16 protein-coding genes are annotated in these 14,367 nt (G+C 34.6%); 4 read left to right on the top strand and 12 right to left on the bottom strand.

Going from position 1 to position 14,367, the window contains the following annotated elements; genetic code table 11:
- Positions 1–9 precede the first annotated feature (9 nt).
- Both JNUCC83_RS05805 and dnaX read right to left on the bottom strand, forming a co-directional pair.
- Entirely contained in the window at positions 10–324 is a 315-nt protein-coding gene (locus JNUCC83_RS05805; RefSeq protein WP_454461272.1) for a YbaB/EbfC family nucleoid-associated protein, read from the bottom strand.
- Between the two features lie 24 nt (positions 325–348).
- Positions 349–2,082 carry a DNA polymerase III subunit gamma/tau gene (dnaX, locus tag JNUCC83_RS05810; RefSeq protein ID WP_454461273.1) on the bottom strand — a complete coding sequence of 578 codons (1,734 nt, stop codon included), beginning with the start codon at positions 2,080–2,082 and terminating at the stop codon, positions 349–351.
- Positions 2,083–2,251: 169 nt separating this feature from the next.
- Here dnaX and JNUCC83_RS05815 point away from each other — a divergent pair, with 169 nt between their 5' ends.
- From JNUCC83_RS05815 to JNUCC83_RS05830, 4 genes are all read left to right on the top strand, one after another.
- A complete protein-coding gene (locus JNUCC83_RS05815) occupies positions 2,252–3,475 on the top strand; it encodes an SPFH domain-containing protein (protein ID WP_454461274.1) in 1,224 nt (407 codons plus the stop codon).
- 18 nt (positions 3,476–3,493) lie between these two features.
- Positions 3,494–4,543: a TFIIB-type zinc ribbon-containing protein gene (locus tag JNUCC83_RS05820; RefSeq protein ID WP_454461275.1), complete on the top strand. Its 1,050-nt coding sequence runs from the start codon at positions 3,494–3,496 to the stop codon at positions 4,541–4,543.
- 92 nt (positions 4,544–4,635) lie between these two features.
- Complete coding sequence (locus JNUCC83_RS05825) at positions 4,636–5,340, top strand: TPM domain-containing protein (RefSeq protein ID WP_454461276.1); 705 nt, start codon at positions 4,636–4,638, stop codon at positions 5,338–5,340.
- Between the two features lie 107 nt (positions 5,341–5,447).
- Complete coding sequence (locus JNUCC83_RS05830; protein WP_454461277.1) at positions 5,448–6,209, top strand: alpha/beta fold hydrolase; 762 nt, start codon at positions 5,448–5,450, stop codon at positions 6,207–6,209.
- On the opposite strand, the gene JNUCC83_RS05835 is transcribed toward JNUCC83_RS05830, so the two are convergent.
- From JNUCC83_RS05835 to rimM, 10 genes are all read right to left on the bottom strand, one after another.
- Positions 6,206–7,198: a nucleoid-associated protein gene (locus JNUCC83_RS05835; RefSeq protein WP_454461278.1), complete on the bottom strand. Its 993-nt coding sequence runs from the start codon at positions 7,196–7,198 to the stop codon at positions 6,206–6,208. The genes JNUCC83_RS05830 and JNUCC83_RS05835 overlap by 4 nt on opposite strands.
- Before the next feature lie 34 nt (positions 7,199–7,232).
- Positions 7,233–8,162: a UTP--glucose-1-phosphate uridylyltransferase GalU gene (gene galU / locus JNUCC83_RS05840; protein ID WP_454461279.1), complete on the bottom strand. Its 930-nt coding sequence runs from the start codon at positions 8,160–8,162 to the stop codon at positions 7,233–7,235.
- 17 nt (positions 8,163–8,179) lie between these two features.
- Complete coding sequence (locus tag JNUCC83_RS05845) at positions 8,180–9,190, bottom strand: NAD(P)H-dependent glycerol-3-phosphate dehydrogenase (RefSeq protein WP_454461280.1); 1,011 nt, start codon at positions 9,188–9,190, stop codon at positions 8,180–8,182.
- A gap of 101 nt (positions 9,191–9,291) precedes the next feature.
- The gene (gene lgt, locus JNUCC83_RS05850; protein WP_454461281.1) at positions 9,292–10,110 is read right to left on the bottom strand and encodes a prolipoprotein diacylglyceryl transferase; all 819 of its coding nucleotides are present in this window, start codon (positions 10,108–10,110) and stop codon (positions 9,292–9,294) included.
- Complete coding sequence (gene hprK, locus JNUCC83_RS05855; RefSeq protein WP_454461282.1) at positions 10,107–11,048, bottom strand: HPr(Ser) kinase/phosphatase; 942 nt, start codon at positions 11,046–11,048, stop codon at positions 10,107–10,109. The genes lgt and hprK overlap by 4 nt, the downstream gene beginning before the upstream one ends.
- An 82-nt stretch (positions 11,049–11,130) precedes the next feature.
- A complete protein-coding gene (locus JNUCC83_RS05860; protein WP_454461283.1) occupies positions 11,131–11,607 on the bottom strand; it encodes a threonine/serine exporter family protein in 477 nt (158 codons plus the stop codon).
- Between the two features lie 12 nt (positions 11,608–11,619).
- On the bottom strand, positions 11,620–12,381 hold the full coding sequence (locus JNUCC83_RS05865) for a threonine/serine exporter family protein (protein ID WP_454461284.1): 762 nt from the start codon (positions 12,379–12,381) through the stop codon (positions 11,620–11,622).
- A gap of 228 nt (positions 12,382–12,609) precedes the next feature.
- Positions 12,610–12,957: a 50S ribosomal protein L19 gene (gene rplS, locus JNUCC83_RS05870; protein ID WP_079347943.1), complete on the bottom strand. Its 348-nt coding sequence runs from the start codon at positions 12,955–12,957 to the stop codon at positions 12,610–12,612.
- Between the two features lie 118 nt (positions 12,958–13,075).
- Positions 13,076–13,816, bottom strand: a complete 741-nt coding sequence (gene trmD, locus JNUCC83_RS05875) for a tRNA (guanosine(37)-N1)-methyltransferase TrmD (RefSeq protein ID WP_454461333.1) — start codon at positions 13,814–13,816, stop codon at positions 13,076–13,078.
- Entirely contained in the window at positions 13,806–14,336 is a 531-nt protein-coding gene (gene rimM, locus JNUCC83_RS05880; RefSeq protein ID WP_454461285.1) for a ribosome maturation factor RimM, read from the bottom strand. Before rimM ends, trmD begins: the two co-directional genes overlap by 11 nt.
- Positions 14,337–14,367 lie beyond the last annotated feature (31 nt).

The raw sequence follows: 14,367 nt of genomic DNA on the forward strand, positions 1-14,367 counted from the left end.
CTATTCTCTTTATAAGCCTGGAATTGCTTTAGCGTATTTTCCCATGACTTTCTCTGTTTCAACATCAATTTTTTCAATCACTTTGTTTGTCGCATCTAACACTAAATCTTGTACCATCTCTGGATCTTCAGGGTCTAGGACATCTGGTTTAATGTCAATACTTGTGACTTTTTTTTCACCAGTCATAGTAATTTTTACTAATCCATTACCTGCTTCTGCCTCAAAAACTTGAGCATCTAATGTTTCTTTAGCTACCGCCATTTCCTTTTGCATTTTTTGTACTTGTTTCATCATACCTTGCATATTTCCCATTCCACGCATCATTTATATCGTCTCCATTTCTATTGATTAATCTTCTAAAATTTCAATTGCTTGTTCGCCAAACATTTTTTTAGCTTCACTAACTAGCACATCTTCTTTTGGCTCTTGTGTTTCCTCAGTATTTTCTGATTTTGATAAGTCTGTTTGCGAAATAAACTGTTGTCTCAGCTCTTGCCAGCTATCTTTTGGTATACTAATTAGTGTGGGTGTATACCCTATTAAACGGTTAAGACTATTATACACAGCCTCTTGTAATTCATCATCATTACTTGCTTTTTGGCACAATATATCATACTCAAACGCAATCACCAGACCCGTTTCACTCGCAGCTACCGGTTCACATGCTTTAAGCATTGCACGTTGTGTCACAGTCAATAACTGCAACAAGTCTACCCATACATCTCTGACATTCACTAAGTGCTCTTTTGTGGCTTTTTCTAATATTTGATACACTCGTTCAGTCGGCACTTTATACAAAGGTTGTTTCGCTTTAGATGTACTACTCTTTGTTTTTTTCTCAGGTGTTGTCGTACTGTTTTCTTGCAATCTCTCAATTTTTTGTTCTAATTGCTTAATTTTTTGAGTCAATTCTTGATAACCAGACGAAGAAGCTTCTTTCTCGGCAATATCAGTTACTTGACTATCTGTTAACACGTTATTTTCCGAAATAGATGGTTTGACAGATAGTTCACTTAACTTAATCGTCAACACTTCTAAATAAATAGATGGTTGAGACGTGAACTTCATATTTTTTTGCATATCATTTAACTCTTCAATCCAGTGATACAACATACGGCTATCAATTTTTTTAGATAATTCTTTAAATGAGTCACTAATTATCGACATTTGAGACTCAACAACAGAGGGCGCTTGTTGATAAATCAGCATATCTCGGCAATGAATCAATAAATTCTCAACAATTCGATTGCTTTCTTTGCCCTCATTTAACATATCATCAACCAATTCTAGAGCTTGCTGAGCGTCTTTATTAAAACACGCCAAAAAATAATTATCCATCATTTGACTGGTTAGACTTCCAGTAACTTCTAGAGCATCCTCGACACTTAACTTACCATCACTAAACGAGATGAGTTGATCCAAAATACTTAACGCATCACGCATCCCACCTTCAGCAGAACGAGACACAATTTTTAACACTTGATCATCGTATTCGATGTGTTTTTCATTTAAAATATAGGCTAATCTATTCTCAATCTCTTTAGACTGTATGCGTTTAAAATCAAACCGTTGTGTTCTTGAAATGATTGTTGCCGGTATTTTATGTGGCTCAGTCGTTGCAAGAATAAAAATCACATGTTCTGGTGGCTCCTCAAGCGTTTTTAACAAAGCGTTAAACGCACCAGTTGATAACATATGCACCTCATCAATAATATAAACTTTATAAGGGACTTGTGTAGGAGCATACTTTACTTTATCACGAATGTCTCTAATTTCTTCCACACCATTATTACTTGCAGCATCTATTTCTAACACATCATTAATTCGCCCTTCAGTAATGCCTATGCAGTTTTCGCACTGATTACACGGTTCACCATTTTGCGAATGCTGACAGTTAATGGCTTTTGCAAATATTTTAGCCGCACTGGTTTTCCCAGTTCCTCTTGGGCCTGTAAAGAGATAAGCATGTGATACTTTTTGTTGCATAATTGCATGTTTTAACGTTTGTGTAATAATACCTTGACCAACTAAATCATCAAACGTCTGTGGTCGCCACTCACGATATAATGCTTGATATGCCACATCAACACTCCTCTCCATTTTCAATCTTCTCTATTATAAGTTAAAAGTAAAAAAAATTCTAGCCATGTCTTTGCCAAAATTTAAAATCCACCTTGCGCCCGATTGTCGCTTATTTTCAACTATGGTAAACTTAGTTAAATGACGTAATCAAACGAAAGTAGGGATAGTTATGGGATTAATAAAAGCAGCGGTAAATTCTGTTGGTGGTGGATTAGCCGACCAATGGTTAGAAGTAATCGAACCATATAATTTAAGTGATGAGACAGTGATGACAGTCGGTGTCCCTGTTCGAAAAGATAGCAAACGTCAAGGAAATAAAAAAGGAACAGATGGCTTTATTACTGACGGCTCAGTCGTTTATGTCTACCCTAATACGATGATGTTACTAGTCGATGGCGGAAAAATTATCGATTTTACAGCAGAGGAGGGTTACTACACAGTAAATAACGCAAGTGCTCCTTCTATGTTTACAGGAAATTTAAAAGGTGCTATTGAAGAGTCGTTTAATCGTTTCAAATTTGGTGGATTACCCCCTCAAACACAGCAAGTAATTTATATCAACTTACAAGAAATTAAAGGAATAAAATTTGGCACACCAAGTCCACTCAACTATTTTGATAATTTTTACAATGCTGAATTATTTTTACGAGCTCATGGTACTTACTCTGTTAAAGTAGTTGATCCGATTCTTTTTTATAAAAACGTGTTACCAAAAAATAAAAATCATGTGGTAATTTCAGACATTAATGATCAATTTTTATCAGAATTTTTATCTGCTCTTCAAACATCCATTAACCAAATGTCTATGATGGGTGAAAGAATCTCATATGTCCCTTCAAAAAGTATGGAACTAAGTAAATTTATGTCATCTGCTCTTGATGAAGAATGGACAACTCTTCGTGGTATGGAAATAGTTAGTGTGGGTGTAGCAAGTATTTCTTATACAGATGACTCTCAACAATTGATTAATATGAGAAATAAAGGAGCTATGCTGTCTGATGCTTCAATACGTGAAGGATTTGTACAAGGTTCTGTGGCACAAGGTCTGCAAGATGCTGGTAGCAATCCTAATGGAAGTGTCAATGGCTTTATGGGAGTTGGCATGGGCATGAACACAACTGGTGATTATTTAAGCCAAAGCTCTAAAGGCAATCAAGAACAAATGCAACAACAAAACAACACATCTAACCAAGATACATGGACATGTCCAAATGATCAAACTGAAAACACTGGTAAATTCTGTTCAGAATGTGGCCAAGCAAAACCTGTGCAACAAGCTTCTTCAGGTATTCAGATGAGATGTGAAAATTGTCATAATATCGTGACGATTACAAATCAAATGCCAAAATTTTGTCCAGAGTGCGGGGCTCCTTTTAAAGGATTACCTTTATAAAAGAAATGAGGTTTTACTATGTCTGATGTTATTTCTCATAAATGCCCTAATTGTGACGGGCCATTGCTTTTTGATCCTAGTAATCAAACATTCCATTGCGAATACTGCTTGAGTGTCTTTGATGAAGGTAATCTAGATTCTAAAGAGCAACAAGAAACGGCTGACAATCTTAATCAAACAAGTGAAGAACTGTTTAATCTTTATGATTGCCCTTCTTGCGGCGCTCAAATCGTCACAGATGATACAACAGCAGCAACATTTTGTTATTATTGTCATAATCCAGTTGTGCTAAAAGACAGAGTAAGTGGGGAATTTTTACCAAATAATATCTTACCTTTTAAAATTTCTGAAGAAGAGGCAAAAGAACAATTTTTATCATGGGCAAAAAGCAAAAAATTTATTCCAAAAGACTTTTTTGATGAATCTCAAATTGAAAAAATCACTGGGATTTATTTCCCTTATTGGAAAACAGATGCGACAACAAAAGGGCGTGTTGATGCAACTGGAACAAAAATCACTGTTTGGCAAGTCGGTGAAACAGAATATACGCGTACACGTCGATATAAATTAACGCGTGGCGGAATGATTGAATACCGTGATTTAATAAAGAATGCCTTACAAAAAAACACTAAACAAGTCATGATAGAATCTGTTCAACCATTTCCTTTAATGGATATCACTAACTTTGACTCAAAATATTTATCAGGGTTTCAAGCCGAAAAAAGAGATTTAGAATTTTCTGATATTGAGCCATCCTTAAAAGGAGAACTGTCTCATTATACACAAGCAATCTTGGAAAATGAGATGCAAGGTTTTACAACTGTTTCAACCAATCGCTGTGACAGTGACATCCTAAATCAGTCAAATAAGTATTTGTTACTACCTGTATGGGTGGTCACATATCAATCCGAGACTAGTGATGAACCATATTACTACGCGATGAATGGTGTCACAGGTAAAACAAGCGGAAAATTACCAATTAATAAACCCAAACTGATTGGTACATCTATTTCTATAGGAGTCTTAATGACTCTACTCATTTTAGTTGGGGGGTATTTGCTATTTTAACTAAACGACGATTTTTCATTGCACTATTGATACTCTCTATTTTTATGATTAGTTTAACTTCCTTAAAAACTTTTGCCGCAGAGACAACTCGTGTGTTTGATCAAGCAAATCTGCTATCTTCTGATGAAAAAGAGTCATTAGAAAAAGACATTACTGCTTTTAAAGAACAAACCAATCAAGATTTTGTGTTTGTTTCAACGACAAATACAAATGGAAAAACATGGGAAGAATATGCTGATGACTTCTATGATGATAATGGATTTGGCCAAGGTGATGAAAAAAATGGTATGCTGTTTTTAATTGATATGGAACATCGTAAATTTCATATATCAACAACTGGTAGCATGATTGACATACTAAACGATCAACGTATCAACCAAATTATCGAAAGTAGTACAGATGATATGGTAAATGGTGATTACCATGATGCTGTTAAGACTGTTTTAACAAAATCAGAAAGCTACGTCGCTGAGGGACCAGCTACAAATTCACATCGTGTGCCTCGTGAAAGATCAAAAACAAATTATATTGTTACTTTTATCATAGCGCTTATCGTTGGTATTATTACCGCAGTTAGCTTTTACGTATATATATCTAGAAACTATTTACTAAAAAAAGCGACTTATCACTACCCATACTATGAAATGAGCACTCTTAATCTAACTGAATCTAGGACATCGAAAGTATTTGATGTGACGACTACAAGACACATTCCTAAACCTCCTCCAAGTAGTGGGTCAAGCACTCACATGGGAGGAAGTGGAACAAGCCATGGTGGCGGAAGTGGGAGCTTTTAATAAAAAGTAGACCTTGCATTGATTGCAACGTCTACTTTTTTTATTCAGTTTTAAATATTGCTTTCTATGGAATTTACAGCTACTCTTAATTAAAAGGAGTGATATTTATGAGAACTGTTACAAAAAAAAGAATGATTCAACATATACCTGTTTTAGAAGTTGTACCTGAAAATGCACAATATGACGCACTTCCTTGTGTGGTTTTTTATCACGGCTGGCAAACCTCTAAAGAATTAGCTTTAACACCTGCAAGAAAACTTGCTCAATTAAACATGCGTGTCATTTTACCTGATGCCATGTATCATGGATCAAGACGCGTTGAACATCGCTCGACTATCCCATCATTTGCTTTTTGGTCTAGTATTCAACATAATTTAATTGAATTTAATCTGATTAAAGATTATCTCTATCAAAAAAATTTTGTATTAAACAAACAACTTTCAGTCGGCGGATTTTCCATGGGTGGCATGACGAGTGCTGGATTATTAACCAAACACCCCGACATAATTTCTGCTGCTATTTTAATGGGAACACCTGATTATCAAGGATTTATCGATCGTTTAATTTTTTATAGTCATAAAAAAGGTATCACACTCCCCCCAGATTTAGAAGATAGTTTAGCTTGGACTAAACACTATGATTTAAATACTCAACCAGAAAAGTTAGATAAACGCCCCGTTTATTTTTGGCACGGGACAGAAGATCAAAAAATTCCTTATCACGCTAGTCACGATTTCTATGAAAAATACAGACATGAATCGTTTGGCCAACGTATGGTATTTGACACTGGAATTGATGAACCACACATACTCACTATTAATACCATGGAGACAATGGCGACCTTTTTAAATCAACACTTTATCCACTAAAATTTGCTGATTATTTCTTCAATATTTTTTATCATAACAGAAACTGTTCCATCAGGATTGTTAATGAATTCAACCATCTCTGGATTATTAAATACATCACTTGGAATAGACAGCTCTATGCCATTAGCTAGTTTGAACTTTTGTTTACTGTACTTTTTCTCATATTTCACAATATTTTCTGGGATATCTTCAGTAAATTTTGTTTTTTCTATTATTTCTTGGTACTCTTCCTTGGCTGAATGATTGTCTTTAAACACGACATCTGCCACTTTTTGGGTATCTATAATACCCTCTGATTCAATGCTTTCAAAAATAGCTTGTTGTGCTTGACTCAAGCTAACATATTCCTCTTCGTTGTAACGTTTAGCTACTTGTTTAACAGCTTTTTTTACAATATTTAATTTTTCGCTAACAGTTGGCAGTGGATCAAGTTGCAATAACCGTTCAGTGATGTAATAACGTTTTTCTCCTTCAAACATATAACGTTTTTCAACAACTTTAGTTGATAAATCAGATAAATTAACAATAAAGCACTCATCAATTTTTTGCGTAACTGCTGGAAACACCGTACGATTTAAAATAATATTGTTTTGCATCACATCATCCACGTACGTCACATGGTGTGTAAACTGTGGCTTATAATTAAATTTTATCACTACAAGCGAGTGATTATCCTCTAAATCAGTTGTTTCTAAAAATAACACATCTCCACTGGGTGCATCTTCACTAATGGCTAGAGTATCAAACATGGTTTGCGCTATATGTTGACTTGCTTGTATAAAATCACCTTTAACAGCTTTTACAAATGGTACAATGACATTGTCATCTGACAATATGCCATGTTTATACTCTGCCTTGTCCAATCTTTTTAGGACGGTTTCCATATATTGACTCACATGGAACTCACGTAAGTCTAAGTTTGCTTGCGAACAAATCAGCTGCCCAGAGTCTTTATCAATAATATGTAAAATTGCGTTGATTATTTCCATTATTTCCTCCATTAAATAAGAAAAGAGAAGGGAATTATTCCTTCTCTGTTTTTTTACTTTCGGTTTTTTTGTTTGTTATACCTTTTTCTTTTTTGATGTCTTCACTCAAATCTAATATCAATTGAGCTAAATCATCTTTAATTTGAGGGTGTTTTAAGCCGTATTCAATACTTGTTTTCATATACCCAAATTTATCACCCACATCATAACGAGTTCCTGTAAAATTATGGGCAAAAACTCGTTGTGTTTTATTTAATGTATCAATAGCATCTGTTAATTGAATTTCTCCACCAGCTCCTGGCTCTTGTTCTTCTAAAACTTGGAAAATTTCTGGTGTTAATAAATAACGACCAATAATAGCCATGTTACTTGGCGCTTTATCTACAGGTGGTTTTTCGACAAAGTTTTTTACATTAAATAAATTCTTTTCAACTTCTCCACCAGGATTGATGATACCATACTTAGACACTTCTTCTTTTGGTACTTCCATCACTGCAAGAGTTGAAGCATGAGTCGCATCATAATCGTTAATCAACTGTTTAGTCAACGGAATATCATCTTCCATAATATCATCACCTAACATCACAACAAATGGTTCGTTGCCAACAAATGATTTTGCTTGTAACACTGCATGACCTAAGCCTAGAGGATGTGATTGACGAATAAAATGCAAGTTTAATCCAGTTGTTTCCTCAACAAGCTCCAATAATTCTAATTTGCCTTTTTCTTTTAAATTTGTTTCAAGTTCTAAGTTTGAATCAAAATGATCCTCAATCGGGCGTTTGGCTTTGCCTGTTACAATTAAAATATCTTCAATACCTGAAGCCAGTGCTTCTTCTACGATAAATTGAATTGTTGGTTTATCAACAATTGGTAACATCTCTTTTGCCATTGCTTTTGTCGCCGGTAAAAAACGTGTCCCTAATCCCGCAGCTGGAATAACTGCCTTTTTAACTCTAACCATGTGTTTATAATCTCCTTTTATAATTCTTGCTCAGATTTATGTTCTCTAAGCATAATATTTTTCACAGTATCAGATACCTCTTTATGATTATAAATAACATCATAAATTGCTTCAGTAATTGGCATTTCGATATCGCGTTCTTGTGCCAACTCATAGGCTGCTTTAGTTGTATAAACTCCTTCAACAATCATGCCCATATTATTAAGAACATCATCTAAAGAATTGCCTTTACCAAGTAAATAGCCTGCTCTAAAATTACGTGAATGCTCGCTTGCACACGTCACCGCCAGATCACCAACACCACTTAACCCAATAAACGTCAATGGATTAGCTCCCATCGCTACACCTAAACGACTAATTTCAGCTAGGCCACGTGTCATAATAGCTGCTCTTGCATTATCTCCATAACCTAGCCCTTTAAGTGCGCCTGAGCCAAGTGCTATAATATTTTTTAATGCTGCACCCATCTCTACACCGATAACATCTGTATTGGTATAGACTCTAAAATAGTCATTTGAGAATAATTTTTGCACGTACTCAGCATCTTGCATCGAGCTTGAGGCTGCCGTTATGGTTGTAACATCTTTAACAGCCACTTCTTCCGCGTGACTTGGTCCTGATAGTACGACCAACCCTTTGCGATGACTAGGAGAAATTTCTTCTTCTAAAATCTCTGTAATACGTTTATGTGTGTCTTGTTCCAATCCTTTACTTGCATGGATAATGATTGGCTCATTTTCACACACACTATCAAATTCTTTAGAGACTTCTCTCATAGCTTTCGTAGGTACAACAAACAATACAGCATCAGCCTCTTTAACTGCTTCTTTTAAATTTGTAGTAGCTACTAATTCTGCAGGTAATGTAATATTCTTTAAATAATGTTCGTTTGTATGTTTGTTATTTATCTCATCAATTTGTGTTTTTTTGTTTCCCCAAATCGTCACGTCATGACCATTTTCAACGAGAACCATCGCTAAAGCAGTCCCCCATGAGCCTGCTCCTAAAACAGCAATTTTTTGTTTCATAGATTTTTTTGTCTCCTTTTAAAAAACATTGATGTAACCATTTTATCATAGCTTAGTAAAAGAAGTAAGATGCGAGACAGATTAGTCACACATCTTACTACTTATTTAACACTATACGACCGATTATAATAGGGTAAATCTTTATTTTTACGACGAATAACGATTAAACATAACGCCATAATAAATAATATCGCAGAAAGAATTTGAGAAACTCTTAAGCCTCCGAAAAACATTAAACTATCTGTCCTCATTCCTTCAATAAAGAAGCGTCCAAAAGAATACCATAAAACATAGGTTAGGGCTATTTCACCTTGTTTAAAGAAATGGTCCTTTCTTCTTAGTAAGATAATAACGATAAACCCAAGAATGTTCCACGAACTTTCATATAAAAAAGTAGGTTGACGATATGCGCCATCAATATACATATTTTCTATAATAAAGTTTGGTAAGTGAAGCTTCATTAAAAAAGCTTTTGTCGTTATTTCACCAAAGGCTTCATGATTCATAAAGTTTCCCCAACGGCCAATTGCTTGTGCTAATAATACACTCGGTGCTGCCACATCTAAAAATGTCCAAGTATTAATAAAATGATGTCTCGTATAAAAATACAGAACCAAGCCACCAGCAATTAATCCACCATAAATAGCTAAACCTCCATTACGTATCGCAAATATCTCAATAGGATGCTGGGCGTAGTATTGCCATTCAAAAATTACATAATATAACCTTGCTCCCACTATTGAAATAGGAAGCGCCCACAGCATCATATCTATCACGTCGTCTTCTTTTAATCCAACTCTGACCGCTTCTTTTGTAGCTAACCATGAGACTAAAACAATCCCAGATACGATAATAATGGCATACCATTGAATACCTACACCAAAAATATGAAAAGCAGTTGGATTTATAGTAGCAATCATTTATCCATCTCCTTATCTTTTTCAGAGTTTTCAGCAATTAATTGTGCTAAATTATTTTCAAATTTTTTCGTTGCATCATATCCCATTGTTTTCGCTCTAAAGTTCATAGCTGCCACCTCAATGATGGTTGCGACATTACGCCCATTTGAAACTGGAATTGTAATTTTAGGAACTGGAACATGTGCTAAATCAATCGATTCTGTTCCCGATCCTAAACGATCAAATGTGTTATCAACACTCCAGTCTTGCAGGTTCACCACTAAGGAAATATGCGCATGATTTCTCACAGCACTTGCACCAAATAAATTCATGACATCAATAATCCCTACCCCACGGATTTCCATTAGATGCTCTAAAATTTTAGGAGATTCACCAATAACAGTACGCTCATCCTGACGATAAATATCCACGCGATCATCGGCAATTAATCGGTGTCCTTTTTTGATTAATTCAAGACCTGTTTCACTTTTACCTATTCCACTACTGCCCTGAATCAATACACCTAACCCATACACTTCCACCAAAACACCATGGATAGAAACACGTTCGGCCAACTGACTTTCCAGAAAGTTGGAAATCATACCAGATAATCGTGACGTAGAAATAGTGGATTGAATCACTGGAATTTCTTGTTTATTGGCTGCTGTTACCAATTCTTCTGGTACATTTAATCCACGGGCTATAACAAAACATGGTGTATCTTCATTACATAATTTTTTAAAAATCATTGATTTTTCAGCTGTCGTCATTTTTTCAATAAAGGTAATTTCTTTCATTCCTAAAACTTGTATCCTATCATAGGGATAATAGTTAAAATACCCTGTCAACTCTAAACCTGGCCTTGAAATTTCACTAGATGACACACTTCGATTTAGGTAATCTTCACCTGAGTAAACGTCAAGATGAAGTTGATTGACAATGTCTTTGATTTGAACCATTTGTTATCACTTCCTTACTTTTAATACTCATCTTATTCATTCTAACATTTTAAGGAACATGTGACTATCTTTTGAGACCGTTTTACTCATCAAGATGATTATTTTTTTTTTCAATAAATGGTTCTTGTTCAATTTTCATTTTTGCTGCTAAGAGTATTTTTGAAATAGCTTCATTTATGATAAAACCAATGGCAATTGCCCCTCCAACTAGACACGCTTGAAAACCGTAATGTAGAGCTACGTCATAGTGTTTCTCAGTTAAATTATTAAACGTTTTAAATAATAATCCACCCGGCACAATTGGCATGATACCTGGCATATTAAACACTAAACTAGAGACATTTTTCCATTTACTCAATAAATGAGATAAAAAAATCAATGCTAATAAAGCAATAAGTGAAGACATTGCTTCACTGAAAGACAATATTGTACATATATAGTATACAAACCACGTAAACATCCCCGATAAACCACATAGTAACGTGTAATCTTTTTCAATGTTATATAAAATAGCAATGGCACAACCAGCAACAAAACTAAAGAATAATTTTATAAACATCACATCATCTCCTTATAGCACGCTTGAAAAAATAATCGCCACTGGTAGCCCAAGCATTAGAGCAGTACTAAAGGCATCCATTGATTGAATCATTCCAGTTAAGTAATTTCCATCCATCATCGCTCGAATCGCATTTACAAAAGTGGTGCCTGGTAAAAGCGGCATAATGCAACTAAATAAAATGGAGTATGGTTCTTTGATTAAGTGAATTTTGACTAAACCAACAATTAGAAAACAGATAATGGTTGAATACGATAGGATTGAAAATATATTTATTTTAGTGGTTTCTTTAATTTTTAAATATAACCAATAACCAATGATTCCTAGCAAAAAGGTGGTAATAAAATTCCAACTCAAGCCATTAATAATGACGTTCATCCCTCCACAAACTAATGCAGCACTGATGATTCTAACTTTTCTAGGAAAGGAATATGTTTTTTTATTGATTACTCTAAGCTCATTTAAAAAATTTTGAGTATCTAATTTATTAGCTAAAAAGTCATTTAAAACTCTTTCTACACGAAGTATTTTTTCAAAGTTATATCCAGATTTCTCAACTGGGATCATTTTGACTGTATTATCATGACGATTTATAATGATAAAACTTGTTTCAGCATTAAACGTTGATAACTCATCCTTTTCAATGTTTAAGTGGCTGATAATTTTTTGAATATTAGCATTTATCATGTCGCTTGTTGCGTTACTTTCTTGTAAGATTTTTCCGTAAAGTAAACAAATCTGCACTATGTCATCAAAATTTGTTTGAGAGGCCATTCTTTTTCCTTCTTTCATACAGAGTACCAAGACTACTATAACGAAAAAAAATTCCTATTATAGTGACATAATAGGAATAATTGATGATTTTTTAATTACTTCATTTCACATTTGTTATTTCTAAATAACGCTTCAAACTACTATTTGTATTACTTACCTACAATATTTCAATGTCGTAAAAAAAGAACCCTATTTTCATAGAGTTCTCTACCTGTCAATCTGAAATGATTAACGACGGATTTCTTTAATTCTTGCTGCTTTACCATGTAATGCGCGGATGTAATAAAGTTTCGCACGACGAACTTTACCATAACGGATTACTTCGATTTGAGCAACACGTGGTGTATGGATTGGGAAAGTACGTTCCACACCAACACCATTAGAGATTTTACGTACAGTATAAGTTTCACTAATTCCAGCACCACGGCGTTTGATTACCACACCTTCGAATAACTGGATACGTTCACGAGTACCCTCAACAACTTTAGCATGTACACGTACAGTGTCACCAGGTCTAAAAGCTGGGATATCAGAGCGTAATTGTTCTTTTGTAATTTCTTCTATTAATGGATTCATGTCCACATTCTCCTTATTTTAAACACTCATATGTATCTTACACAGCGGAATGTTGTGATAGATGAGCCATTTGACTCACTAAAACATCATAGCACATTTACACGTTTCAGTAAAGAGGCTATCTATTTTTTTCTTCGTTTTTCACTTCTTCTAATAGCTTTTCCATCTCTTGTGTTAATTCGATAGTTTTAAGCATATCTGGTCGCCTTAAAAAGGTTCGTCTAAGAGATTCTTTTAATTGCCATTCTTTGATTAATTTATGGTTGCCATTGGTTAAAACATGTGGCACTTCCATTCCCTCATAATTTGCAGGGCGAGTATACTGTGGATGCTCTAAAAGTCCGGTTGAATGAGAATCTGTTTTAGCTGACTCATCATTTCCTAAAACATCTGGTAATAATCTAACAGTCGAATCAATCATTACCATAGCACCTAGTTCTCCACCTGTTAATACATAATCTCCAAGCGACACTTCATCTGTCACTAATGAGCGAATTCTCTCATCATACCCCTCATAATGGCCACATATAAAAACTAGGTGATCTTCCTTAGAAAATTCTTCGGCCATCTCTTGATTGAATTGCTTGCCTGCTGGATCAAGCAAAATTACACGCGGTTTTGTTTGTGCGTCTTCTTTTATGAAAGTTAACGCATCATGTATCGGTTGAACCTTCAACAACATGCCTGCTCCACCACCATATGGGTAGTCATCAACTTGTTGGTGTTTGTTAGTTGAAAAATCACGGAAATTTCTCACATACACATCCAATAATTTTTTATCTATTGCTTTTCCCAAAATAGATTCAGTTAACGGCCCTTCAAACATCTTTGGAAAAAGAGTCAATACATCAATTCTCATCATCAATCAATCCTTCTGGTATATCAACTAAAATTTTCTTATCACCCACATTAACATCTAAGACAACAGATTCAATATATGGAATTAAAATGTCTTTTTTGCCCGGTTCCTTGTGCTTAATTACCCATACATCATTGGCTCCTGGTGAGAGTATCTCTTTAATTGTTCCAAGAGTTTTTCCTGTTTCATCGACTACTTCACACCCGATAATTTCATGATAATAAAAAGCATTTTCTTCTAAGTCACCAGTATCTTCTTTTCTTATTTTTAAGATACCATCACGATATTTTTCAACATCATTAATAGTTGGATGGTTGTCAAAACTAACAATATCAAAGTTTTTATGTTTTCTATGAGATGTTATCGTTAACTCTACAACGTCTTTTCCTTCTTGAAATAAATACAAAGTGTTCCCTTTTTTATATCGCTTTTCTGGAAAATCTGTTTGAGAAATAACTCTCACCTCACCTTTAATCCCTTGTGTATTAACTATTTTCCCAACATTTAAATACTCACTCACTGATTAATTCCCTCATTTCACATAGTTCATT

The sequence above is a fragment of the Vagococcus sp. JNUCC 83 genome, from assembly GCF_053667615.1.